The organism is Methylocella silvestris (assembly GCF_002891535.1).
GTDB classification, from domain to species: Bacteria; Pseudomonadota; Alphaproteobacteria; order Rhizobiales; family Beijerinckiaceae; genus Methylocapsa; species Methylocapsa silvestris_A.
In genome coordinates this window covers 1-23,655 of sequence record NZ_PDZR01000023.1, presented here as the reverse complement: position 1 = coordinate 23,655, position 23,655 = coordinate 1, and the positions used below count along the sequence as shown (strand labels likewise).

Sequence of the window (23,655 nt, the reverse complement as noted above, 5' to 3'; positions counted from 1 at the left end):
GGGCGGCAGGGAAGGCGCCAGCAAATAAAGCGGCTGAACCTCGGCGGAACTCGCGCGACGCCTGTCGGGCGCGTCGCCAGCGCTCACAATCGGCTCAGGACGCCAGGCAATAGTCGCGATAAACGCTCGCGATCCCCATAAAATCCTTGGCGGTCAGGCTGGCCCCGCCGACGAGGGCGCCATCGACGTTCGGCACGCGCATCAGATCGGCCGCGTTGTTCGGTTTGACGGAGCCGCCATAAAGGATGCGGATCCCGTCACGAATGCGCGGCAGATCGACGCCGACCCGCTCGCGGATGAAGCGGTGCATCTCGGCGATATCCCGCAGCGTCGGCGTCAGTCCCGTGCCGATCGCCCACACCGGCTCATAAGCGATCACGAGGTTTTGCGGCGTCGCCTCGCCGGGAATCGAGCCAGTGAGCTGCGAGCCGACGATCGGCAAAGCGTCGCCCGCCTCGCGCTGCCCGCGTGTCTCGCCGACGCAGACGATCGCGGTCAGCCCCGCCCGGAAAGCCCCGCGTGTTTTTTCGCGCACGGCGGAGTTGCCTTCATTGTGGCCGGCTCTGCGCTCGGAATGGCCGAGAATGACATAGGAGGCGCCGGCGTCCCTCAGCATTTCCGCCGAGAGATCGCCGGTAAACGGCCCCTTCGGCTCGCCATGGCAATGCTGGCCGCCGAGCCCGACCCCCGCCGCCTCGCAAGCGGGCGCCGCGGAAATCAGCAAAGTCGCCGGCAGACAGATCACAACCTCTGCCTCGCCGGCTTCGCCGGCGGCCGTCGCCGCACAAATTTTCTCCGCCTCGATAAGATCCTTGCGCAGACCGTTCATTTTCCAGTTGCCGGCGACGAGGGGACGGCGTTCCGACCGCGAGGGTCCGTTTGTCATTGTCAAGCTTCCGGCTTTAAGGCTCACGATGAGCCGCAGACGCGTTGCAAGCGATAGCGCACCTTCTTATAGTCCCGCCCGAATTTGTAAATGTTTGGCCCAAGCTTGGCCGCGAGCTCTCTCGGGAAAGATAATAACCAAATGCTTGACGCCATGCGCGCCGCGACACAGGGCTGGATCGGCCGAACGGTCATGGGGATCGTGCTCGGATTCATCATTCTGAGCTTCGCGGTCTGGGGCATCGGCGATATTTTCCGGGGCTTTGGCGCAAATAAGCTCGCCGAAGTCGGCAACGAACAGATCACGACCGAGGCCTTCCGCTTCGCCTACCAGACTGAATTGCAGCGGGCGCAGCGGCAGGCGCGGCGCGCCATCACCAATGATGAAGCCAAGCGCTACGGCCTCGATCGCCAGGTTCTTTCCCGGCTCATCAGCGAGACGGTGCTCGATCAGGAGACGCATGCGCTTGGCCTTGCGATGAGCGACGCCGAGATCGCGCGCACGATTGCCGCCGACCCTTCTTTCAAGGGGCCGACCGGCCAATTCGACCGCGCCCGCTTCGAGGAGCTGCTGCGTGACAATGGCCTCACCGAAAAGGCCTTTGTGCGCGAGCAGCGCGGCGTCTATCTGCGTCAGGAGCTGATCGATTCCATGACGAACGGCCTGCAATTGCCCAAAGCCATGCTTGAACTGATTCATCGCTACCAGTCCGAGACGCGCACGCTCGAATATTTTGTGCTGCCAGCCGCCGCTGCCGGAGAGGTCGCTTTGCCGTCCGACGATGAACTCCGCAAATATTTCGAGGATCGCAAACTCGGCTATTCCGCACCAGAATACCGCGCCCTTGTCACCTTGACCCTGACCCCGGAGAGCGTTGCAAAGCTGGACGTCGTTTCGGACGCCGACGCGCTGCGCCGTTACGATGAAATCAAGGGCGAAAAATATGGCTCGCCCGAGAAGCGCCAGATCGATCAGCTGTTCTTCTCCGACCCTGCCGCCGCGGCGGCTGCGCGCGAAAAACTCGATGGCGGCGCAAGCTTCGAGGACGTCGTCGCCCAGCAGGGCTCGACCATGAAGGATGTTTCGCTCGGTCTCGTGACGCGGAGCCAGCTGATCGACAAGGCTGTCGCAGACGTTGCCTTCGCCCTTCCCGAGAGTGCGGTCAGCGCGCCCGTCAAGACGCAATTCGGCAGCGTGCTCATTCGCGTCGCCGCTATCCAGCCGTCGAGCGCAAAGCCGTTCGATGACGTCAAGGACGAGATCAAGAAAGAGATCGCCACGACAAGGGCGCGCGGCGAAATCGCGCGCCTGCATGACGCCATCGAGGATCAGCGCGCGTCCGGCAAAACGCTGACCGAGGCGGCAAAGAGCGCCAGTCTCGAGGTCCGCGTCATTCCGGCAGTTGACGCCGGCGGCAAGGATGCGGCCGGCGTCCCGATCGCCGATCTTGCAAACGGCGCGGCATTGCTGAAAGCCGCCTTCGCCTCCGATCTTGGCGTTGACAACGAAACGTTGAGCCTGCCGCAGGGCGGCTATCAATGGTTCGAGGTCGGCAAAATAGACAGGGCGCGGCAGAAGAGCTTCGAGGAGGCGAAACCCGCCGTCGAAAAGGCCTGGCGCGACGACGAGACAGCGAAGCTGATGACGGCCAAGTCCATCGAACTGACAAAGCGGCTCGAGTCCGGCGAGCCCATGGCAAAGGTCGCCGCCGAAGGCGGTTTTGCGGTCAAGCGGGCGCAGAATGTGCGGCGCGGCGGAGGCGATGATTTTCCGCAGCCGGCTGTCGCCCAGGCGTTCAACGTCGGAGTCGGCGGCGTCGGCTCGACGCGGCTCGACGCCGGCGAGCGGCTCGTGTTCAAGGTCGCCGGCGCAACCGCGCCGCCGATCGATTTCGCTGACGCAACGCTCGTCTCCTTGGCGAATGAAGTGAAGAAATCCTATTCCGATGATCTGGTGACGCAATATCTCGGGACGCTGCAAAACAAGCTCGGGGTGAAGATCAACGCGCAGGCGCTCGCGGCCGCGACGGGCGGCTCAGCTGACCTTTACTGAGACGACGGCGATGGATTTTCCAGCTCATGCGGATTGCGCGAGCGCCTATGCGGCCGGTCGTCCCTGCCTGGTCTCGGCGCGCCTGATCGCCGATCTCGAAACGCCGGTTTCCGCCTTTTTGAAGCTGTCGGCGGGGCGCGTCGGACGCATCTTCCTGCTGGAATCCGTCGAAGGCGGGGCCACGCGGGGCCGCTACTCCATGATCGGCCTCGACCCCGATATCGTCTGGCGCGCTTTCGGCGACAGAGCCGAAATCAACCGATTCGCCTTGAGCGATCCCAATCGTTTTTCGCCCTGCGCGGAGCCCCCGCTCGATGCGTTGCGTGCGCTGATTGCAGAATCCCGCATTGACGCCAGCGAGGAGCTGCCGCCGATGGCGGCCGGCGTCTTCGGCTATCTCGGCTATGATATGGCGCGCCAGATGGAGCAGCTTGGCGCGCCGAAGCCAGATCCGCTCGGCGCGCCGGACGCCATGATGATGCGCCCGACGGTGATGGTCGTGTTTGACGCCGTCCGGGAGGAAATTTTCGTCGTGACGCCGCTGCGCCCTGCCCCCGGCGTTGCCTTCCTTGCCGCCTATGACCATGCCCGCGAGCGGATCGACGCGGTGAGCGTGACGCTGGAGGGGCCGCTTCAACATGACTGGGTCGCGGCCGATCCCGCACTTTCGACTGTCGCGCCGACGTCAAATACCAGCGAGGCGCGGTTTCACGAGATGGTCGCGCGCGCCAAGGATTACGTCCGCGCCGGCGATATTTTTCAGGTCGTGCTGTCGCAACGCTTTTCGGCCCCTTTTGGGCTGCATCCTTTCGCGCTCTACCGCGCCCTGCGCCGGGTCAATCCCTCGCCCTTCCTCTGCTACCTTGATTTCGGACCGTTCCAGATCGTCTGCTCGAGCCCTGAAATTCTGGTCCGGCTGCGCGACGGCAAGGTCACGATCCGGCCCATCGCCGGCACCCGCTGGCGCGGCAAGACCAAGGCCGAGGACGATGCGTTGGCGCAGGACCTTCTTGGCGACGAGAAAGAATGCGCCGAGCATCTGATGCTGCTCGATCTTGGCCGCAACGACGTCGGCCGCGTCGCCGAGATCGGCTCCGTCAAGGTGACGGAGCAATTCGCCATCGAACGCTACAGCCATGTCATGCACATCGTCTCGAACGTCGAGGGCCGGCTCTCGAAGACGCATGACGCGATCGACGCTCTCAGCGCCGGCTTCCCGGCCGGCACCGTTTCGGGAGCGCCCAAACTTCGCGCCATGGAGATCATCGACGAACTGGAGACCGACAAGCGCGGCGTCTATGGCGGCTGCATCGGCTATTTCGGCGCATCCGGCGAGATGGACACCTGCATCATCTTGCGGACCGCCATGGTCAAGGACGGCGTGATGCATGTGCAGTCGGGCGCAGGCATCGTCTATGACAGCGACCCGGCCTATGAGCAGCGCGAATGCGTCAACAAGGCGCAAGCTCTGTTCCGCGCCGCCGAGGAGGCCGTACGTTTCGCGTCGCGGGCCAAACGCGGACAGTAGACGACGACCGCTTTGCGCAACGCCTCACCGTCTCGGGCGATCCTCCTTGACCTTGCCGACCCCGCGCCGCAAAAGAGCGGTTTACGAGACGGACTAAAGCCCGTGACCGCCATAACGCTCATCGACAATTACGACAGTTTCACCTGGAACCTCGTGCATTGCCTCGGCAGCCTCGGGGCGGACGTTACTGTCCATCGCAACGACAAGGTCAGCGTCGAAGAAATCCTGGCCTCCGCCCCTGACGGAATCGTGCTCTCGCCGGGGCCCTGCGGGCCGCCTGAGGCGGGGATCTGCCTCGACCTCATCAAGGCCGCGGCGCCCACTATCCCGATCTTTGGCGTCTGCCTCGGACATCAGGCGCTGGGCGAGGCCTATGGCGGCGAAATCGTGCGCGCGCCAGCCCCCGTGCATGGCAAGATCGCGACCATCGAGCATCAGGGCGAAGCGCTGTTTCACGGCATCAATGGGCCGTTCCGCGCCGTGCGCTACCATTCACTGGTCGTTCGCGCCGAAACCGCCCCGGCGGACCTCAAGGTGACGGCGCAGACGGATGGGCTCATCATGGGCCTGTCGCATCGGCGTTTTCCGGCGCATGGAGTCCAGTTTCATCCCGAAAGCATCGCCTCCGAGCATGGACTGCGGATCTTTGACAATTTCCTCACCCTCGCCGCGCGCTGGAACGCAACGCGCCGCGTCGCCGTCGTATGAGGATTGAATATTGGACGCCATGAAACCGTTGATCGCCAAACTTGCGACGGGCGCCAGCCTGACGCAGGCGGAGGCGACGCAGGCGTTCGACCTTATTTTCGAGGGGGCGGCGACGCCGGCCCAGCTCGGCGGCTTCTTGATGGCGCTGCGGGTTCGCGGCGAGACGATCGCGGAGATCGTCGGCGCAGTCGCCGCCATGCGCGCGCGGATGCTTCGGATCGAAGCGCCTGCCGACGCGATGGATATCGTCGGCACGGGAGGCGATGGGCATTCGACCTATAATGTCTCGACCCTCGCCGCGCTGATCGTTTCCGCTTGCGGCGTTCCGGTGGCGAAGCATGGCAACCGCGCCGCCTCGTCGCAGTCGGGCGCGAGCGACGTGCTGTCGGCGCTTGGCGTTAAAATCGGTCTTGGCGCACCCGAGGTCGAGGCCTGTCTTGGCGCCGCCGGGGTCGCTTTCATGAGCGCTCAGGCCCATCATGCGGCGATGCGCCATGTGGCTGCGGCGCGCACGGAGCTAGGAACGCGGACCATCTTCAATATCCTTGGCCCGCTCGCAAATCCGGCCGGCGTCAAATATCAGCTGCTCGGCGTCTATGCGAAAGAATTGCTGGAGCCGCTGGCGGAGGCGCTGCGCGCGCTTGGCTCGACTCGCGTCTGGCTGGTTCACGGCGCCGACGGGCTCGACGAGGCGACGACCACCGGTCCGACGCATGTGGTCGCGCTGGAGAATGGCGCGATTCGCTCATTCGACATCACACCGGAAGACGCCGGTCTCAAGCGCGCGGCGCTTGCGGACCTCAAGGGCGGCTCTCCAGCCTTCAACGCCTCCGCCCTGAAAGCCGTGCTCGAGGGGCGAAAATCGCCTTATCGTGACATCGCTGTCCTAAACGCCGCCGCGGCGCTCATCGTCGCCGGCCGCGCGGGCGATCTCCGCGAGGGCGCAAGGCTGGCGGCAGCCGCCATTGACGACGGCCGCGCAGCGTCTACCCTGTTGAAACTCGTTGAAGCTTCGAACCGGGCGAGCCTTCCCGCCGTCGCCGCAGGATCTTGTCCATGACCGATATCTTAAAGAGCATTGCGCTCTACAAGCGCCGCGAGATTGCGCAGGCCAAAGTGCGAATGCCATTCGAGACGCTCGAGCGTAAGGCGCATGACCACGATCCGCCGCGCGGCTTCGTCAAGGCGATCGAGGCAAAACACGCGGTCAATCAGCTTGCCCTGATTGCCGAGATCAAGAAGGCGAGCCCGTCCAAAGGTCTGATCCGGGCCGATTTCGATCCGCCGGCGTTGGCGCGCGCCTATGACGAAGGCGGCGCAGCCTGCCTCTCCGTGCTGACCGACGGCCCCTCGTTCCAGGGCGATCTTAGCTTCCTTGAGGCAGCTCGCGCTGCAACGAATTTACCATGTCTTCGCAAGGACTTCCTGTTCGATCCTTATCAGGTCTATGAAGCAAGGGCGAATGGCGCGGATTGCGTCCTGATCATCATGGCTTGCGTCGATGACGAGGAGGCGGGCCAGCTGACGCGGGCGGCGCATGATCTTGCCATGGACATTCTCGTCGAGGTGCATGACGAGGCCGAACTCACCCGCGCGCTGCGGCTCGAGACGCGACTCGTCGGCGTCAACAACCGGGATTTGCGAACCTTCGAGACGAGCCTCGAACTGACCGAACGGCTGGCTGAGAAAATTCCGTCTGATCGCATCGCCGTCAGCGAAAGCGGAATAGTCTCGCATCAGGATTGTCTGCGCCTCAAGGCGCATGGCGTTTCGACATTTCTCGTCGGAGAAAGCCTGATGCGCCAGAAAGACGTCGAGGCGGCGACCAAGGATCTGCTCATCGGCAAATTGCCGCCCCTCTACGGCAAGCACGCGCACGGATTATGACTGTCGCCAAATCGGGCCTCACGCATCTTACCTCGGGCGGCGAAGCGGTGATGGTGGACGTCTCCGCCAAAGCGGCGACCGAGCGCGTCGCCATCGCCTCCGGCCGCATTGTCATGCGCGCGGAGACGCTCGCGCTTGCACTGTCGGGCAACGCCAGCAAGGGCGATGTTTTCGGCGCGGCGCGGATCGCCGGCATCATGGCGGCCAAGAAGGCCCATGAGCTCATTCCGCTCTGCCATCCGCTGCAGCTCACGAAGGTCGGCGTCGATCTCGAAGCCGACGCCAGTCTGCCGGGCGTCATCGTGCGCGCCAGCGCGAAGGCGCTGGGGCAGACCGGCGTCGAGATGGAGGCGCTGACGGCCGTCTCCGTCGCCTGCCTGACCCTCTACGACATGCTGAAGGCGGTCGACCGGGGCATGCGGATCGAGGCGATCCAACTTTTGCAGAAGACCGGCGGAAAATCGGGCGAATGGCGTCGTGACGACGCCGAGCCGGCCAAGCCTTCCGAAGTCAAGGGCCCCTGACCATGAGCGGGCGCTCGTCCCTGACGGTTGATGAGGCGAAGGCGCGCATCCTCGCAGGCGTTTCCCCGGATCGTCCACGCGAGATGATCCCGCTCGCAAGGGCGCTCGGCCGCACCCTTGCCGCGGACCTCGCTGCAGGCAGGACACAGCCGCCCTACCCCGTTTCCGCCATGGATGGCTACGCCGTCCGCGCCGCCGATCTTTCAAGCTTGCCCGCCAGGTTGAAGCAGATCGGCGAGAGCGCCGCCGGGCATGCTTTCGCGGGAAAGGTCGGACCGATGGAGACGGCGCGGATCTTTACCGGCGCGCGGGTTCCGGACGGCGCCGACGCCATTCTCATCCAGGAAAACGCGCGCGTCGTCGATGGGCTGATCGAACCGCTTCGCGGCGTCCCGCCCGGCCTCTATGTTCGGAAGGCGGGGCTCGATTTTATCGAAGGCGCGACGTTGCTGAAGGCAGGAACGCGTCTTGGCCCGGGAGCGATCGCGCTCGCGGCGGCGATGAATCATGCCGAGTTGCTCGTCGCGCGGCGTCCCCGCGTCGGCATTCTTGCGACCGGCGACGAACTCGTGGCTCCCGGCGCAGCCGTCGGCGTCGATGAGATCGTCGCCTCCAACGGTTTCACCGTGTCCGCCTTAGTCGAATGGGCCGGCGGCGAGCCGGTCGATTTCGGCATCGTCCGCGACGATCTCGCCGCCACCGAACACGCAATTGGCGTCGCTCTCGACGCTGAATGCGATGTGCTGGTGACGAGCGGCGGCGCCTCGGTCGGCGATCACGATCTGGTCCGGCCTGCGCTTCTCAAGCGCGGCATGGAGCTTGATTTCTGGCGCATTCTGCTGCGGCCCGGCGCTCCGCTGGTGCATGGGAGGCTTGGCGCTACGGCGGTTGTCGGACTGCCCGGCAATCCGGTGTCGGCGACGGTTTGCGCGATCCTTTTTCTATGCCCGCTGGTCCGCGCGCTTTCGGGCGATCCATCGGCAGCAAAAGACTCAAGCGAAGCCGCGCGGCTTGGCGCACCGGTTCGGGCCAATGACGCGAGACAGGATTTTATGCGCGCGACATTGGCGCGCGATGGCGACGGCATGCCCGTCGCGACGCCATTCGACGCGCAGGATTCATCGCTGCTCAGCGTGCTTGCCCGAGCCGAATGTCTTGTGATTCGTCCCTCGCATGCCCCAGCCGCGGAAGCCCGCGCGCCGTGTCGGATTTTGCGTATGCCCGGCTTTAGTTAAGCGACAGCAATGCATTGGCTTGATGCTGCCGAATTTTGAACCGCTGGCATTTGACAAACCGCATTGCCTCTGACCAATTGAGTCCCGCTCAACGCCCCGAGTCAGTATTATCCAACTATAGACGGTTTTAGTTTCAACCGAAGCAACGCATTATCAATCCTTGGGCCTGCAAACTCTTCAAGTCTTCGGCTTCTGCGCGGGCCATTTAGCCGTGCGCCGTTCCCAGTCTAGACTTAGCGCCGTCAAGCAAGGTTTCCTGGCTTGCGGCTGTTGTGAACGAGGGTTGGTCAATCACGTCGGGACGTCTCCCAACATTGCAGCTTCGAAACACAAGGGGCATTGGCTTCGAGGTGCGGGCGAGAGAAGAATGAGCGCCGACGAAGACGGCCGCTGTAACAGAGAACTTGGATGATTGGGGTGGGATCATGAATTTTTCGATGTCTCAACGGCTGATGGCCGAATTTCTGGGCACATTTTGGCTGACCTTCGGGGGTTGCGGAAGCGCTGTGCTTGCCGCGGCGTTTCCGCAACTTGGAATCGGCTTCGCCGGCGTTGCGCTGGCTTTCGGCCTGACGGTCCTGACGATGGTTTACGCCGTCGGCCCGATCTCGGGCGGACATTTTAATCCGGCGGTGACCGTTGGTCTTTGGGCTGGCGACCGGATTACCGCGAATTACGTCGTGCCCTATATTGTCGTGCAGGTCGCGGGCGCGATCGCCGCCGCCGCGGTCCTCTATGTCGTCGCAAGCGGCCACCCGGAGTTCAAGCTCGGCGGCTTCGCCTCAAATGGCTATGGCGCCTTGAGCCCGGGCCATTATTCGCTGTTGGCCTGTCTCGTCATCGAGGTGCTGCTCACCTTCTTCTTCCTCTTGATTATTCATGGCGCGACCTCGCCGGCGGCGCCGGCCGGCTTCGCCGGCATCGCCATCGGCTTCACCCTGACGCTGATCCATCTGATTTCCATCCCCGTCACCAATACTTCGGTGAACCCCGCGCGCAGCACCGGCCCGGCCCTGTTTGCCGGCGGCGAATATATTTCACAGTTGTGGCTGTTCTGGGCCGCGCCGATCGCCGGCGCCGTTTTGGCCGGAATCGTCTCCCGGGTGCTGTACAAGCCCGCTGCTTGAGCGGAGGCGCAATCCGCTGATCTTCTGAGCCTGCCGCGCCTCTGGCCCGGCAGGCTTTTTTACATTGAAAAGCTACAAGGCGGCCGACAATGCTCGACAGCCAAGCTTGCCTCAGTTTATGATTTTAATGGATTTATCTGCGGCCGGCTCAGGCTAATTCGCGCGATTTTGTAAGAGCGAGACATCAGGCAAAATGGCATTTGCAAAATCGGTCATTGAGGCGATCGGCGACACGCCGCTCATCAAATTGCGGCACGCGTCGGAAGAGACAGGGTGCCTGATTCTGGGCAAAGCGGAGTTTCAAAACCCAGGCGGCTCGGTCAAGGATCGCGCCGCGCTGGCGATCGTAACGGATGCGGTTGCACGCGGCGCGCTGCAGCCGGGCGGACTGATTGTTGAAGGCACGGCGGGCAATACCGGCATCGGCCTCGCCCTCGTCGCCAACGCGCTCGGCTACAAGACCGTGATCGTCATTCCCGATACGCAGAGCCAGGAAAAGAAGGATCTGCTGCGGCTGCAGGGCGCAGCGCTCATCGAGGTTCCGGCAGTTCCCTACGCCGACCCGAACAATTACGTGAAACTCTCCGGCCGCCTCGCCGAACGGCTTGCCAAGGAAAACCCCGCAGGCGCCATCTGGGCCAATCAGTTCGACAATATCGCCAATCGCCACGGGCACTTCGAGACCACGGGGCCGGAAATTTTTGCGCAGACGGAGGGGCGAATCGACGGTTTCGTCAGCGCAGTCGGCACCGGGGGGACCTTGGCCGGCGTCGGCATGGCGCTGAAGGCCAGGAATCCCGGCGTTAAGATCGCGCTCGCCGATCCGCCAGGCGCGGCGCTTTATTCCTATTATACAACCGGAGAGCTTAAATCCTCCGGTTCGTCGATCACCGAGGGGATCGGTCAAGGCCGCATCACCGCCAATCTCGAAGGCGCGCCCATCGATTTCGCCTATCAGATTGGCGATGAGGAGTCGGTGCGTCTGGTGTTCGACCTCGCCGAGAACGAGGGTTTGCTGCTGGGCGGTTCGTCCGGCGTGAATGTCGCGGGCGCGATACGGCTGGCGCGGGAGCTCGGCCCCGGCCACACCATCGTGACAATCCTGTGCGATTCAGGCGCGCGCTATCAGTCGAAGTTGTTCAACCCGCAGTTTCTACGCTCCAAAAATTTGCCGACGCCCGGCTGGCTGGAACGCCCATTGCAGATCAAGCCGGATTTTCTTTGAGGGGACGCGCGTCAGTCATCGATTGGCTGGTGCGATCCGGCCGGATCCGGCTCAGCCGCCTCCTCCTCAGCGTCCGCCGCGTCCGCATCATCCTCCAGCGGATCCTCATCGGCGGCAAGGGCGTCGTCGTCGCTTGGCTGCGGGATGGAAAAGCTCGACGGCAGCCGCCCGTCAAACAGGCCGGCGCCCTTCAATTCTTCAAGCCCTGGCAGGTCGCCGACGGCTTCTAACCCGAAGTGGATCAAAAACTCCTGCGTCGTGCCATAGGTCAGCGGACGTCCCGGCGCGCGCCGGCGCCCGCGCAGCCGGACCCAGCCCGTTTCCAGCAACACGTCGAGCGTCCCCTTTGAGATGGCGACGCCGCGAATGTCTTCGATCTCGGCGCGCGTCACCGGCTGGTGGTAGGCGATGATCGCCAGCGTCTCCAGCGCGGCGCGCGACATCTTCTTCTGCTCGCCTTCGCCGCCGGCGAGCAGCCAGGCAAGATCGGTCGCCGTGCGAAACATCCATTTGCCGCCGACGCGCACGAGGTTGACGCCGCGCGCGCTGTAGCTCGCTTTCAGGTGATCGAGAACGGAGGCGATCGCCACGCCGCGCGGCAGGCGCTTTTCGATCTCCTGCTCGGCGAGCGGCTCCGGGCTTGCGAAAATCATCGCCTCGGCGATCCGCATCGCTTCGACGAGCTGCGCATTGGCCGACGCGGACGGATCCGGCTCCGCCGCGGCCTCGGTCTGGAAGAGTCTTGCGATGTCTCCCATCTGCGTTTGTAGATCCCTTCCCGTCATGGCGTCGATTGCGGTCCGGCGTCAGGCGCCAGCGTCTTGATCCACAGCGGCGCGAAGGGCGCGTCCTGACGGAGCAGGATCGAGCCCTCCCGCGCCATTTCGAGCGAAGCGGACAAGGTCGAGGCGCGGATCGTCCGCCGCGTTTCCGGCGTTGTGCAAAATTCGATCAGGAAAACGTCGAGATCGGTCCAGTCGAGCGCGCGTCCAATCAGCTTTTCAAGCTCCTCGCGCGCCTGCGCCAGCGACCAGACGAAGCGCTGCTTCAGGGTCACGCGCGTCAGCGCGTGTTTCTGGCGGCGCTGCGCATAAGCGGCGAGGAGATCAAAGAGGCTCGCCTGCCATCGCGGCGCGCCGTCGGGATCGACGAGTTCCGGACGCCCGCGCGAAAACACGTCGCGGCCCATCCGCGGGCGCGCGACGAGAGCCTCGGCGGCGGCGCGGATCGCATCGAGGCGCCGCAGTCGCAGCTGCAGCGCCTCGGCCAACTCTTCGACTTCCGGTTCTTCGCCCTTATCCGCGCGCGGCAGCAAAAGCCGAGACTTCAGATAGGCGAGCCAGGCCGCCATGACGAGATAATCCGCCGCCAGCTCAAGGCGGAGGCTTCGGGCGGCCTCGACAAATTCTAGATATTGCTCGGCGAGCGCCAGCACGGAAATCTTTTCAAGATCGACCTTTTGGCGGCGCGCGAGATCAAGGAGGAGATCGAGCGGCCCCTCGAACCCTTCGACGTCAACGACGAAGGAGCGCTCCTCGTCTCCTTCGTCCGGTTTTGGGTCGAAATCAAAATCCAAAAGGCCGCCCCGTTCGATGATTCGATCAAGTCAATTAGATTGACCGGATTGAACCGACGCCGCAACACGCCTTGCCGTTCAGCTCATTCTGTCCACAGCACGCTCGTCTCGCATGAGGAACGCCGATGGGCGCACCGTCGCTGTAATCAGTTCTTGGCGACGAAGCAGGCCCCGCCCGCGCCCTGCACTTTCTGGCAGAGGCTCGTCGCGTCCTCCTTCGAAAGCCCGACGGAGCGGACGCGATAGACCGTCTTGTCGCCGCTCACCGCCTTGCGGATCGAAGGATGGAAGCCGGCGATCTGCGCGCCATATTTCTTGATCAGCTTGCCCTGGATATCGCGCGCCTCGGCCTCGGAGGTCGGCGCCGCCAGTTGGGCGGCATAGCCGCCGCCGGCTGCGGGCGCCGCCTGCGCATCGGCGCTGGCGACCTCGATCGCCCGCGCCTTGCCCGCCGGCTTGGCCGCCGCATTGATGGCGACGTCGCCGGGCGCGGCCGGTTTCGGCGTCGTCGCGGCGCGCGTGGTCGTTTTCGGCGTCGCCGGTTTGGCGGCGACCGTAGCCGAGTGATGCTCTGGAGCCGGCGCTGCGGCGGCCGCGGCGATGGGATCATTGGCGATCACGCTGCCGTCCGGCCGCACCGACACCGTCTTGACTCTCTTGGGCTCGATCAGATTGGCGATGCTGCGTTCCTCGCCCCCTTGTGGGGCTTGCGCCCGTCCCGGCGGCGGCGGCGCGGCGACGCTGGCCGCGCCCGAACCGGACCCGTTCATGGCGATGACGCGCGGCGCGCGGTCGGGCATCCGGGAGAGGTCCACCGGCTGCTCGGATCCATCGGCGACGGCGACCGGAGAGGCTTGGGGCGTCCGGTCGAGGATCGAGGCGTTCTGGTTCGGCGAGTCGACGCCTCCGGTCGTTTCCGGCTGGACCTTGACTGGCCCGTCAACGGCCTTGATGGAGGCGATCGTATGGGACGACGATCCGCCCTTGAGGGCGAAGGTCGCGCCGATCCCGCCTATGCCGGCGATGATGATGGCGGCCATGATATAGAGCGGGCGCCGCGACCGTGGCTCCGCCTCATAGTCCGGAGCGGCGTAAGGCGCTTCTTCTTGATAGCGCCATTCCTGCGTCTGGTCGAAGGGCGCCGAATAATTGGAAATTCCTTCGTCCCGGTCGCGCTGGCGCTCGCCCGGATGCGGAAAGTCTCCGCTCTCTGGGGCATAGGCGGCGCTGGCATAGGGGTGACGGGGGTCGAAGGGATCCGGCTCCGCCTGCGGCCATGAGTCATGCTCGGCTTGCGTCTCATAGCCGCCCTGCGCATCACGATCCTCGATCGTGGGGCGGGCGGCTTTATGCTCGAAAACCGCCTTGTAGGGATCATCCCGATCGCCGGCAAAGCGCGCGAGTTCGGCAAGCGGATCATCGTCGGTCCGGCTTGGAGGGTTCGTCTGGCGCAGGCGCTTCTCGAATTGCTCGAGGTCGATCATCGGGCGCCGCTTAGCAACAGTCTCACGCATACTCATCCTACCCTCCCGCCGCCACTCTGCAAGCGGACAGAGCGCGGGACAAAACATGCCCGCGTTCGATACGCTTACTGTGGGTCGCCCCGCGGGGGCGAACCCGTCTTTACCAACTCTGCCGGCGCGGATCCTGGTGTCTTGAATGCAATAGTCCGCGCGTCGACGCCATCTACACGACTTTGCCCGGCTAGCGTTCTCCCTGAGATGAACCTGCAGCGGTCTAGAATTCACGCCGAAGTCGAAACCTTGAGCCTAGCAAGGTCGGCGGGATGCTGCCGACCCGGCCAGAATAGGCTCTAGCGCATCTCGTCTGGAGCGCTGACCCCCAAAACTCCAAGGCCAGCAGACAATACCCCCGCCAATACCTTTACCAAAGCAAGCCTTGCAATGGTTAGATTTGGCATTTCTTCATTAAGAAATCGTAATTGTGGCTGATCTTTGCCGCGAGTCCAATGCCCGTGCAAGGCGGACGCCAGTTCGTGCAAATAAAAAGCGAGACGATGCGGCTCATGGGCGCCGGCCGCCGCCTCGATTACACGGGGAAATTGCGCGACTAGCTTGATCAGATGAAGCTCGCCCGGGTCGACCAAAAGCCCGAGATCGGCCTCTTCGAAGGCGGCCGTCGTGAGCCTATGCTCGGGAATGCTGACATGGGCCTGTCGCAACACCGATCTGGCGCGCGCATGCGCATATTGGACGTAGAACACCGGATTATCTTTCGATTGCTCGATAACTTTGGCGAGATCGAATTCCAGCGGCGCGTCATTCTTGCGAAACAGCATCATGAAGCGGACGGCGTCGCGCCCCACTTCGTCGACGACTTCGCGCAAGGTGACGAAATCACCCGAGCGCTTCGACATCTTCACCGGCTCGCCGGCGCGCATGAGCTTGACGAGCTGACACAGCTTGACGTCGAGGCTCGCCCGCCCGTGCGATAAAGCTTCGACGGCGGCGCGCATCCGGCTGACATAGCCGCCATGATCCGCGCCCCAGACGTCGATCAGCAGCGCGAAGCCGCGATCGATCTTCGTCTTGTGATAGGCGATGTCCGAGGCGAAATAGGTATAGCCGCCGTCTGACTTCAGCAATGGCCGGTCGACGTCGTCGCCGAAGGCGGTCGAGCGGAACAGGGTCTGCTCGCGGTCCTCCCAATCCTCCGCCGGCTGCCCCTTCGGCGGCGGCAGACGGCCCTCGTAGACGAGCCCGTCGGCGCGCAACGCGGCGATCGCCGCAGCGACTTGATCGCCCGCCTCGCCGCGGGTCAGCGAACGCTCCGAAAAGAAAATCGCGTGGGTGATGTCGAGCGCGGCGAGATCGTCGCGGATCATCGCCATCATGCCCTCGATCGCCGCCGCCCGCGCCTGCTCGATCCACTCGGTTTCGGGGCGCTCGAGCAGGCTGTCGCCAAAGCGCGCGGCCAATGTCGCGCCGACGCTTTTCAGATAGTCGCCAGGATAAAGTCCCTCGGGAATGTCGCCGATGGCTTCGCCGAGCGCCTCGCGATAACGCAAGTGGGCCGAGCGGGCGAGAACATCCACCTGCGCGCCGGCGTCGTTGATATAATACTCGCGCGTGACGTCGGCCCCGGAAAATTCCAGAAGATTCGCCAGCGCGTCGCCGAAAACCGCCCCGCGCCCGTGACCGACATGCATCGGGCCGGTCGGATTGGCCGAAACATATTCGACATTGACCTTGCCGGCGGCTTTGGCCGCGCCCTTGCCGAAATCGGCGCCAAGTTCGAGCGCTCGCCGCAGGATGCGGCCGAACACTTCGGGCTTAAGCAAAATATTGATGAAGCCCGGTCCCGCGACTTCGGCGCTCGCGACGTCCTGGTCCTCCGCCAGCGCGAAGGCGATTTCGCTTGCGAGCTGGCGCGGATTGGAGAAGGACGCCTTCGCCTCTTTCGCATAGACCATGGCGGCGTTGGCCGCGAGATCGCCATGCGAGGGGTCGCGCGGCGGCTCGACGACGAAGCGATTAAGGTCAAGCTCCGCCGGCAGGCGTCCCGAGGCGACGATGGTCTCAAGGATTGCGGCGATGCGATGATGGAAATCGGCGTAAATGTTCATGGCTTTGGTTCTTCATCCCGCAATATTCGCCAGCTCCACGGCAAAAGCTTGCGACGGGAGCGGCAGTCCGATTGGCTTTTATCGGATAAGCTTGCAAGGCGCGATATCCCGAGAAAAAGCACCCTTGACGCTCAGCGAATGGACCTAGCGCAGCTCCGGCGCCGCGCCGAAAATGCGGCGGTGCTCCTGCAGCACGTAACGGTCGGTCATGCCAGCAATGTAATCGCAGATGACCCGCGCGCGGCGCGTGTCGTCGCCGCCCGCCGCTTGCGCCGCCGCCGCCCAATCCGTCGGCATGCTTGTCGGCTTTGCGAAAAAATGCGGAAACAGATTGAAGATCACCTCCGCCGCCTGCGCGCGGATGCGATTGAGCGGCTCGCGCCGATAGAGGATATGCAGAAGGAACTGCTTGATCTCCGCCTCCAGCCGCGTCATCGCCGGCGAGAAGGCGACCATCGGCGCTGCGCCGTCGCGGATATCTTCGGCGCTGGCGACGCCGGCCGCTCCGAGGCGCAGCCTGCTTTCGTCGATCGCGTCCTCGATGAAACGCGTGATCAGGCGGCGCACCAGCTCGTGAACGAAGCGCGCCGGTTCGAGGCCGGGGCGCAGCGCCGCGACTTCAGCGGCGAGATCGCCGAGAAAGGGGGCCTGCGCAATATCGGCGACGTCGATCAGTCCGGCGCGCAGGCCATCGTCGATGTCATGGGCGTTATAGGCGATGTCGTCGGCAATGGCCGCCGCTTGAGCCTCGGCGCTGGCGAAGTGGGCGAGATCGAGATTAAAAAGCGCGTCGAATTCAAGGATCGCGGCAGGAACGCCCGATTTCGCAAATCGCGGCGTTGGCGAACCATCAGGCAGACGCAGCGGGCCATTGTGTTTGACGAGGCCTTCGAGCGTTTCGAAAGTCAGATTGAGCCCGTCGAATGCGGCATAGCGTCGCTCCAGCTTGGTGACGATCCGCAGCGTTTGCGCGTTGTGGTCGAAGCCGCCATAGGGCGCCATCATCACGTGAAGGGCGTCTTCGCCGGCATGGCCGAACGGCGGATGGCCAAGATCATGCGCAAGCGCGATCGCTTCGGCGAGATCGTCGTCAAGGCCAAGCGCGCGCGCCAGCGCCCGCGCGATCTGGGCGACTTCGAGGGAATGCGTGAGGCGCGTGCGGTAATGATCGCCCTCATGAGGAATGAAAACCTGCGTTTTATGCGCCAGACGCCGGAACGCGGTCGAATGGATGATGCGATCGCGGTCGCGCTGGAACTCCGTCCGGGACGGAGATTCGGGTTCGCCGAACAGCCGCCCGCGGCTGGCGTCGGCGTCGGCCGCATAAGCGGCGCGGACGGGGCGAAAGGGTGAAGTTGGCATAAGGGCCCGATCGCGCAGCGACTAAGCTCGTTGCAGTTATGAACGCGGCGACCTATGTTCTTTATTCAGCCGAGAGGCAAGCATGCGGCGCGCTGGCGCCCAATCCGTCCAAGCTGTTTGAGGTTGATCATGAGCGAAACCGCTGTCGACGCGCCCGTCGAAATGTCCGAAAACGCCGCGCTGCGGATTTCCGAGATCCTCAAGACCGAACCGGAAGGCTCGTTCCTGCGCATCGGCGTTGATGGCGGCGGATGTTCGGGCTTTACCTATACCTACAAGATCGAGACGCAGCGCGACGACGAGGATCTCGTGCTTGAACGCGACGGCGCCCTTGTGCTGATCGATCCGGTCTCGCTGGAGATTTTGCGCGGCTGCCGGATTGATTTCATCAATAATCTGATGGGACGGATGTTCAAGATCGAAAATCCCGCCGCGACCGCTTCCTGTGGCTGCGGGTCGAGCTTCGCGGTCTAGGGCTGTTCCGATCAAATTTTGATCGATCTGATCTGCAAGAACTGAAACGATTCCGCGTCAACCGGGTTTTTCGCCGAGGCGCGCTATCGGGCTGACGCGCCTTATAACGTCCTTGTCATTTCGATAATCCCTTCGGCTGAAGGCGGCTCGCGGGCGCCGCAAGATGCGCTTTCGCCTGGAGTTAGGCTCGCCGCAAAGAGGAACCCCCTCGGGCAATGCCCTCGCCACACATCGCGACGCCGAAAAGATGCAGGCTTTTCGGACCGACATGATGCTCTAAATATTTGAAATAAATCACTTTCATGATTTTGGATCGTTGTTGTCCAAAATTGTCATGATCCACATATCTTCCTGCGCAACCCGATCATTGCAAACTGCGAGGCGTTATGAAGCTGCAGCCTTTCCTTGCCGCCGCCGGTCTTGCCGGTTTCGCAGCGATTCTGGTTGATGTCGGCGAGCGCCATGCGCTCGACGGGGCGGTCGCCGCGACTCTTGTCGCAAACCCGAGCCTCGGAATCGAGAGCGTCGCCAGCGAGCCGTGGCGGGGTGAAATTCGCTTTGGCAGCGTCGACTGGCGAGGTCACGGCCTGTCGTTTCACGCCGGAGCAATTAAAGTCGCCGCCACGCCTGGTTGGACGCTGATCCCCGTCGCCTTCGCCGCGACAGGCTCCGCCAGCGCGACGGACGTCACAATCGTCACGGGTTCTTCGACCTATAAGATCAAGCAAATCGATCTCACCGGCGCGTCGATTTCCAGCGCCGAGCTTCTGAAGCTGTTCGATTCCAGTGAGAAGCAATCTGCCGCCGACCGATTCGCGACGCTTTCTGCCGCGACGATCACCATGCCCGAATTGACGATCGAGTCGCGCATCGGGGCGATGACGCAGACTTTCACCTATCGCGACGTCGTCCTCAGCGGCGTCAAGGACGGCAAGGCGGCGGACGTCGCCGCCAGTGGCGCAAGTTTTTCCTTGTCGGATCCGAAGACCGGCGAGGTCAAAGGCGCTTACGGCCGCATCGGCCTCAAGGATCTGGATCTCGGGCTTTCGGCGCGAATGGTCAGCGAGACGCAAGATCAGCCGACGGAAAAGCTTCCGCTCTATAATTCGCTCGCCATCGACGGCGCCCATGTCGAGAACGCGCAGTTCGGGCTGGACCTGAAGACAATCACCCTCGCCAGCGTCCTCGCGAGACCACCGGCCAAGACTGCGTCCGCCCCTGGCGCCGCCGCCAAGCTCGACCCGACGACGGCCGACGCGCTGAAATGGCTCGACGCGATTGAGATCAACGAGCTTGCCGCCGCCGACATCAAACTGGAACTACATAACGGCCAGGAGCCCGGTCATTTTACGGCGACCCGGGCGCTTTTGGCTCGCCTTGACGGGCGCCGCATCGACGCCCTCGACCTCGAGGGTGTTGTGTTCGAGCGGGGACCCCGGCGTATTTCATTAAATAGCGCCAGCCTCAGAGGGCTCAATCTCGAACCCTTGACCGTCACTGAAAACGGCCAAACCCTGCTTGAGAAAAATCTGCGGCCTAGATTTGACGAGATCGTGCTGACGGCCCTCGCGAGCGACCGCGCCGCCGCCGCAGACGAACCGGCGCGAAAAGGCGGCGCCTTCAAAGTCGATCGCATCGGCGTCAAAAGCTTCGAATCGAATGAGGCGGCGAGCATCGGACTTAACGTCGCGATCGATCATTTTGTAACCGCGCTCGACGAGCTCGGACCCCTGCCCGATCTCGTCGCCATGGGCTATTCGCAGCTCGATCTGACAAGCCGGCTGAACGCCGTCTGGACGCGGGCCTCGAGCGAACTCGCGATCAGCGACTTCTCGCTTCGGGGCGCGGACATGGGCGCGCTCCAACTGTCCGCGCTGCTCGGCGACGTGACGCCGGAGATCGCCTCGCATGATGAGGCGGTCGCGGCGGCCGCCGCGCGCAGGGTGTTGGTCAAGAAAGTGGATTTGACCCTCGTCAATGAAGGCGTCGTCGACAAGGCGCTGGCCGCGCAGGCCAAGAGTCAGCGTCTCAGCGTCGATGAAGTCCGGCAGGCCGATATGATGAAGGCGAGCCTGTTGTTGCCCGCTCTTGCGGGAAATGCGCCGGCGCTGCGCCTCGTCGGCTCGGAGCTGGCCAAGTTCATCGCCGATCCGAAAAGCTTCAATCTGATCGCGCTCTCATCGCAAGGCGTCGGCGTGTCCGATCTGGAGTTTGTCGCAACTCCCGCCGAGCTTTTGAAAAAGGTCGAAATCACCGCCTACGCGAACCGCTAATCCGCGTCACAAAGCCGAAGGATTATCACCCCCCTCTTCACGATCGCCGAGGCGTTGTTTGGTGAGAAGGTCCGCAAAGCGAACGCCAAGTGCACCGTCGCACCGCTTCGGAAAGCGATTATCCTCGCGGAGCGGGAGCGGACTGCGCAAAGCAGCCCTTACCGGAGAGATGAAGTGGCGTCGATGAGGTGAGCGCGGCCCGGGCGCTTGGGCGAGGCGGTCGTCGACTGGGATCGCTTTCAGCAGGAAACTCGCTGGCGGCAACTCGCCGAAGCCCCGCACGGAGTCTGATGATGAGGGGCGGAGCGACGGTCGATGTGCACCCAGAGCGGGAAGCTCGGCGTGGCGCGGTCGCCATTTGTGAAGCCCTTTGGAGATGACGCTATGATAGCTCGAGCCGCCATCGTCCTCAGCGCAGTCGCCTTCGCCGCTCCAGCTTTCGCGGCTTGTGATGAGGATACGCTCGAGACCGTGTCCGACGGCGGGGAAATTCTGGTGATGCAGTCGGGCCATGTCTATCAGGTCGAGGGCGGCGTCACCGTCGATACGCGGCTGTGGCTTCCGGCCGAGGACGTACTGATTTGCGGCGACGAAATCATCTACAAGGACGAGGACGGAGAAAGAGCCTCTGTGACATTGCTGCGGTGATCGGACCATCGAACCAAATTTGATTTTCAAAATTCGACGGTTGGAACGCGACCCGACCAAATGGATCCTTGTCGCCCGATAGGCTCCCGATTTGAGAGCCGTCGCAACGGTCCCGTCTCAGGATGTTTTGAGGAGCGCCCTGCTCTCTTTTGGCGGTAGCGTCCGGTTCGAGGTCTTCGAGGACTGCATAACAGCGGCAGAGCGCCGACATTGCGTCCTGCGAGCAAATAAACGCCCGGGCAATCGGGCGCAAGTGCGGGCGGTCTTAGGGGCGGAAGGGACCGAAATTTAAGGTGGAAGCGCCCGAGCGCGCCCCAGTTGATGTTAGCGGCGACAACTCGACGCTAAACTATTGATATGATGGTCGGAGTGGCGGGATTCGAACCCACGACCCCTAGTCCCCCAGACTAGTGCGCTAACCGGGCTGCGCTACACTCCGACTGCCGCGTCTTATAGATAAAGCCCTCGGCCGGCGCAACGCCTGATCGGTCAGTCTTCAGGCGACCCAATAAGCCTTGCCGCCAAGGTCCGCCCGTCGCCGTGGGCCACCATCGAACACGGACGGCCAGATAATGGGCTTTCTTCAAAGAAAGCAAAGGCAAAATTGGCGCTAAACTTAGATAAAGAATTTACATTGCGATGTATCTGCCGCAAAAATAAAACAACATTAGCTCCATAAAAAATATATGCTAACGAAAGTGTAAGTCGATAACACTATTGAAAAGCTGGAATTCGTATATTCAGATTCAATAATGCAAAAAAGAACAAAATTCTCCTGAAGCGGTGCTACAGCCTGTTCAGCTTGCAACGCGACGCCGCATCGGTTGCAGCAGGAGGAATTTTCTATGGCTGATGAAACCGAGGTTCGCCGGACGCTAAGCGAGCCCGCCGCGCGCCAACTCGCCAACGCCACCAAGACCAGAGCGCAATGGTCCGGCATTACGCCGCGGTGGCTCGTGTCTTTTCTCCCCTGGGTTCCAGTCGAGGCCGGCATTTATCGTTTGAACCGGGTCAAGGAAACCGACGGCGAGGGCGACGTCGAATGCAGCCCGAGCCGCGAGCGCGATACCGATCTGCCCGAAACCTTCGTCGATTACGATGCGGCCCCGCGCGAATACTTCCTCAACGCGGTGACGACCATCCTCGATGTCCAGTCGCGCGTCACAGACCTTTACAACCAGCCCTATGACCAGATTCAGGAGCAACTCCGTCTGCTCATTGAAAAAGTCAAAGAAAAGCAGGAAAGCGAACTCATCAACAATCCGGAATACGGCCTGATCCCCAACGCCGCGCCCAATATGCGAATCAGCGTGCGCGGCGGCGCCCCGACGCCGGACGATCTCGACGAACTCATTGCGCTCGTCTGGAAGGAGCCGGCCTTCTTTCTTGCTCATCCCAAGGCCATCGCGGCCTTTGGCCGCGAATGCACGCGCCGCGGCGTGCCCCCGCCAACCCTCAATCTGTTCGGCACGGCGTTTCTGACCTGGCGCGGCCTGCCGCTCGTGCCGAGCGACAAGCTGCCCTTCGTCGACGGCAAGACGAAGATTCTGCTTCTCCGCACGGGCGAGCGCAAGCAAGGCGTCGTCGGCCTGTTCCAGCCGGGCGTTCCGGGCGAAGTCGCGCCGAGCCTCTCGGTGCGTTTCATGGGCATCAACCGCAAGGCGATCGCCTCCTATCTGATCTCGCTCTACTGCTCGTCGGCGATTCTGACGCCGGACGCCCTCGGCGTTCTGGAAGGCGTGGAGATCGACCGCTATCATGTCTACGCCTGAGCCTGCCGCCGCGGCAGCGGCTCTGACGCCTGTTCCAGCATCGCCAGCGCCGCAATGGGGCGGCGCGGCGCCGTCCGTACCGGATCCGGCGATGATCGCGGCCCTCGCCAACGCTCTGTTCAAGGCCTCTCCCGGAGAGCCGGCCCTCGCCGCCGACGTCCCCGCGACGGGCGCGCCGGAAGCGCGCTTCCCACCTGCTCCGCCGCAGCCCGATCCCCTGCTCGCCTCGGTCGCGCCCTCGCATATTGCGGCACAGGCCGGAGCGCCGCCCTACGCTCCGGTCTCCCCCGCCTTCGCATCTTCGCCCGGATTTCCTTCCGGCGGCCAGCCGGCGTCGGCCCCCAACATCGGGCTGCCGACAGCCGCGTCCACGGTCTTCGCTTTTGCCCCCGCGGCCTATTCGCAGCCCCGATCGCCGGCCGCTACTTCCGTGACAGCGCCGTCAGGATATGGCGGCCAATCGGAAGCCGTCCCCAGCGAGGCGGAGCTCGCCGCCCTGCCCGGCGCGTTGACGGACTCGACATCCCTGACCCATCCGGCGCTCGGCGGCGCCGGTTATTCCGCTGACGATGATTCTCTGCCCGGCGAGGCGCTCTATTTCCTTGAGGGGCGCGATAGCCACGCCGGCGCGACGCGGCAGGGCGTTCCGCATTCCGGCGCAAAGCCGTCCGATGCGCCGGTGCTTCCGGAAACGGGATCGCTGCGCTCTAGCGGCCCGCCGGACGCCTCGCTTCCCGCCGCCGCGGCTACGGCGGCTCCTGCCGTGAACGCCCCCGCAAGCAGCTCCCCCAC

19 protein-coding genes, 1 tRNA gene and 1 pseudogene are annotated in these 23,655 nt (G+C 63.5%); 14 read left to right on the top strand and 7 right to left on the bottom strand.

All coding sequences use genetic code 11. The features are described 5' to 3' along the window. Positions 1–94: 94 nt before the first annotated feature. Positions 95–886 carry a triose-phosphate isomerase gene (gene tpiA / locus CR492_RS16550; protein ID WP_102844839.1) on the bottom strand — a complete coding sequence of 264 codons (792 nt, stop codon included), beginning with the start codon at positions 884–886 and terminating at the stop codon, positions 95–97. Positions 887–1,027: 141 nt separating this feature from the next. Here tpiA and CR492_RS16545 point away from each other — a divergent pair, with 141 nt between their 5' ends. The 9 genes from CR492_RS16545 (at position 1,028) to CR492_RS16505 (ending at position 11,172) form a co-directional block, all read left to right on the top strand. Beyond that, a complete protein-coding gene (locus CR492_RS16545; protein ID WP_102844877.1) occupies positions 1,028–2,938 on the top strand; it encodes a peptidylprolyl isomerase in 1,911 nt (636 codons plus the stop codon). Between the two features lie 10 nt (positions 2,939–2,948). Then, entirely contained in the window at positions 2,949–4,466 is a 1,518-nt protein-coding gene (gene trpE, locus CR492_RS16540) for an anthranilate synthase component I (RefSeq protein ID WP_102844838.1), read from the top strand. A gap of 102 nt (positions 4,467–4,568) precedes the next feature. Beyond that, a complete protein-coding gene (locus tag CR492_RS16535) occupies positions 4,569–5,174 on the top strand; it encodes an anthranilate synthase component II (RefSeq protein ID WP_102844837.1) in 606 nt (201 codons plus the stop codon). A gap of 10 nt (positions 5,175–5,184) precedes the next feature. Then, on the top strand, positions 5,185–6,234 hold the full coding sequence (gene trpD, locus CR492_RS16530) for an anthranilate phosphoribosyltransferase (RefSeq protein WP_102844836.1): 1,050 nt from the start codon (positions 5,185–5,187) through the stop codon (positions 6,232–6,234). Continuing rightward, positions 6,231–7,061 (top strand): indole-3-glycerol phosphate synthase TrpC, encoded by an 831-nt coding sequence (trpC, locus tag CR492_RS16525; protein ID WP_102844835.1) that lies wholly within the window; start codon positions 6,231–6,233, stop codon positions 7,059–7,061. The genes trpD and trpC overlap by 4 nt, the downstream gene beginning before the upstream one ends. After that, positions 7,058–7,585: a cyclic pyranopterin monophosphate synthase MoaC gene (gene moaC, locus CR492_RS16520; RefSeq protein WP_102844834.1), complete on the top strand. Its 528-nt coding sequence runs from the start codon at positions 7,058–7,060 to the stop codon at positions 7,583–7,585. The genes trpC and moaC overlap by 4 nt, the downstream gene beginning before the upstream one ends. 2 nt (positions 7,586–7,587) lie before the next feature. Continuing rightward, complete coding sequence (locus CR492_RS16515; protein ID WP_102844833.1) at positions 7,588–8,820, top strand: molybdopterin molybdotransferase MoeA; 1,233 nt, start codon at positions 7,588–7,590, stop codon at positions 8,818–8,820. Between the two features lie 425 nt (positions 8,821–9,245). Then, complete coding sequence (gene aqpZ / locus CR492_RS16510; protein ID WP_102844876.1) at positions 9,246–9,947, top strand: aquaporin Z; 702 nt, start codon at positions 9,246–9,248, stop codon at positions 9,945–9,947. 193 nt (positions 9,948–10,140) lie between these two features. Then, the gene (locus CR492_RS16505; RefSeq protein WP_102844832.1) at positions 10,141–11,172 is read left to right on the top strand and encodes a cysteine synthase A; all 1,032 of its coding nucleotides are present in this window, start codon (positions 10,141–10,143) and stop codon (positions 11,170–11,172) included. An 11-nt stretch (positions 11,173–11,183) separates the two neighbouring features. Here CR492_RS16505 and scpB read toward each other — a convergent pair whose 3' ends face one another. The 5 genes from scpB to CR492_RS16480 all read right to left on the bottom strand — a co-directional run bounded on the left by scpB (position 11,184) and on the right by CR492_RS16480 (position 17,696). Continuing rightward, positions 11,184–11,930 carry an SMC-Scp complex subunit ScpB gene (gene scpB, locus CR492_RS16500; RefSeq protein ID WP_245412135.1) on the bottom strand — a complete coding sequence of 249 codons (747 nt, stop codon included), beginning with the start codon at positions 11,928–11,930 and terminating at the stop codon, positions 11,184–11,186. Positions 11,931–11,953: 23 nt separating this feature from the next. Continuing rightward, positions 11,954–12,748, bottom strand: coding sequence for a segregation and condensation protein A (locus CR492_RS16495; protein WP_102844830.1), 795 nt, complete (start codon positions 12,746–12,748; stop codon positions 11,954–11,956). Between the two features lie 146 nt (positions 12,749–12,894). Continuing rightward, a complete protein-coding gene (locus CR492_RS16490; protein ID WP_180982583.1) occupies positions 12,895–14,262 on the bottom strand; it encodes an SPOR domain-containing protein in 1,368 nt (455 codons plus the stop codon). A 299-nt stretch (positions 14,263–14,561) separates the two neighbouring features. Further along, the gene (gene argS, locus CR492_RS16485; RefSeq protein WP_102844828.1) at positions 14,562–16,334 is read right to left on the bottom strand and encodes an arginine--tRNA ligase; all 1,773 of its coding nucleotides are present in this window, start codon (positions 16,332–16,334) and stop codon (positions 14,562–14,564) included. A 144-nt stretch (positions 16,335–16,478) separates the two neighbouring features. Beyond that, positions 16,479–17,696 (bottom strand): deoxyguanosinetriphosphate triphosphohydrolase, encoded by a 1,218-nt coding sequence (locus CR492_RS16480; RefSeq protein ID WP_102844827.1) that lies wholly within the window; start codon positions 17,694–17,696, stop codon positions 16,479–16,481. Positions 17,697–17,825: 129 nt separating this feature from the next. Between CR492_RS16480 and CR492_RS16475 the strand changes: the two genes are divergently transcribed. The 3 genes from CR492_RS16475 to CR492_RS16465 all read left to right on the top strand — a co-directional run bounded on the left by CR492_RS16475 (position 17,826) and on the right by CR492_RS16465 (position 21,091). Next, positions 17,826–18,170, top strand: a complete 345-nt coding sequence (locus CR492_RS16475) for a HesB/IscA family protein (RefSeq protein ID WP_102844875.1) — start codon at positions 17,826–17,828, stop codon at positions 18,168–18,170. A 386-nt stretch (positions 18,171–18,556) separates the two neighbouring features. Continuing rightward, complete coding sequence (locus tag CR492_RS16470) at positions 18,557–20,443, top strand: hypothetical protein (protein WP_102844826.1); 1,887 nt, start codon at positions 18,557–18,559, stop codon at positions 20,441–20,443. A 384-nt stretch (positions 20,444–20,827) separates the two neighbouring features. After that, the gene (locus tag CR492_RS16465) at positions 20,828–21,091 is read left to right on the top strand and encodes a hypothetical protein (protein WP_146030305.1); all 264 of its coding nucleotides are present in this window, start codon (positions 20,828–20,830) and stop codon (positions 21,089–21,091) included. Between the two features lie 361 nt (positions 21,092–21,452). Here the strand turns inward: CR492_RS16465 and CR492_RS16460 are convergent. After that, positions 21,453–21,530, bottom strand: a tRNA-Pro gene (locus CR492_RS16460). Positions 21,531–21,936: 406 nt separating this feature from the next. On the opposite strand from CR492_RS16460, the gene CR492_RS16455 reads away from it, so the two are divergent. Together CR492_RS16455 and CR492_RS16450 are read left to right on the top strand one after the other, a co-directional pair. Beyond that, positions 21,937–22,863, top strand: coding sequence for a family 2A encapsulin nanocompartment shell protein (locus tag CR492_RS16455; RefSeq protein WP_102844824.1), 927 nt, complete (start codon positions 21,937–21,939; stop codon positions 22,861–22,863). Continuing rightward, a pseudogene (locus CR492_RS16450) lies at positions 22,850–23,655 on the top strand (family 2A encapsulin nanocompartment cargo protein cysteine desulfurase); the annotation flags it as partial. The gene CR492_RS16455 and the pseudogene CR492_RS16450, both read left to right, overlap by 14 nt.

Coding starts and splice junctions, on each gene's coding strand:
- tpiA (WP_102844839.1), bottom strand. CDS start 886: ATGACAAACGGACCCTCGCGGTCGGAACGCCGTCCCCTCGTCGCCGGC.
- CR492_RS16545 (WP_102844877.1), top strand. CDS start 1,028: ATGCTTGACGCCATGCGCGCCGCGACACAGGGCTGGATCGGCCGAACG.
- trpE (WP_102844838.1), top strand. CDS start 2,949: ATGGATTTTCCAGCTCATGCGGATTGCGCGAGCGCCTATGCGGCCGGT.
- trpC (WP_102844835.1), top strand. CDS start 6,231: ATGACCGATATCTTAAAGAGCATTGCGCTCTACAAGCGCCGCGAGATT.
- moaC (WP_102844834.1), top strand. CDS start 7,058: ATGACTGTCGCCAAATCGGGCCTCACGCATCTTACCTCGGGCGGCGAA.
- CR492_RS16515 (WP_102844833.1), top strand. CDS start 7,588: ATGAGCGGGCGCTCGTCCCTGACGGTTGATGAGGCGAAGGCGCGCATC.
- aqpZ (WP_102844876.1), top strand. CDS start 9,246: ATGAATTTTTCGATGTCTCAACGGCTGATGGCCGAATTTCTGGGCACA.
- CR492_RS16505 (WP_102844832.1), top strand. CDS start 10,141: ATGGCATTTGCAAAATCGGTCATTGAGGCGATCGGCGACACGCCGCTC.
- scpB (WP_245412135.1), bottom strand. CDS start 11,930: ATGGGAGACATCGCAAGACTCTTCCAGACCGAGGCCGCGGCGGAGCCG.
- CR492_RS16490 (WP_180982583.1), bottom strand. CDS start 14,262: ATGCGTGAGACTGTTGCTAAGCGGCGCCCGATGATCGACCTCGAGCAA.
- argS (WP_102844828.1), bottom strand. CDS start 16,334: ATGAACATTTACGCCGATTTCCATCATCGCATCGCCGCAATCCTTGAG.
- CR492_RS16480 (WP_102844827.1), bottom strand. CDS start 17,696: ATGCCAACTTCACCCTTTCGCCCCGTCCGCGCCGCTTATGCGGCCGAC.
- CR492_RS16475 (WP_102844875.1), top strand. CDS start 17,826: ATGAGCGAAACCGCTGTCGACGCGCCCGTCGAAATGTCCGAAAACGCC.
- CR492_RS16470 (WP_102844826.1), top strand. CDS start 18,557: ATGAAGCTGCAGCCTTTCCTTGCCGCCGCCGGTCTTGCCGGTTTCGCA.
- CR492_RS16465 (WP_146030305.1), top strand. CDS start 20,828: ATGATAGCTCGAGCCGCCATCGTCCTCAGCGCAGTCGCCTTCGCCGCT.
- CR492_RS16455 (WP_102844824.1), top strand. CDS start 21,937: ATGGCTGATGAAACCGAGGTTCGCCGGACGCTAAGCGAGCCCGCCGCG.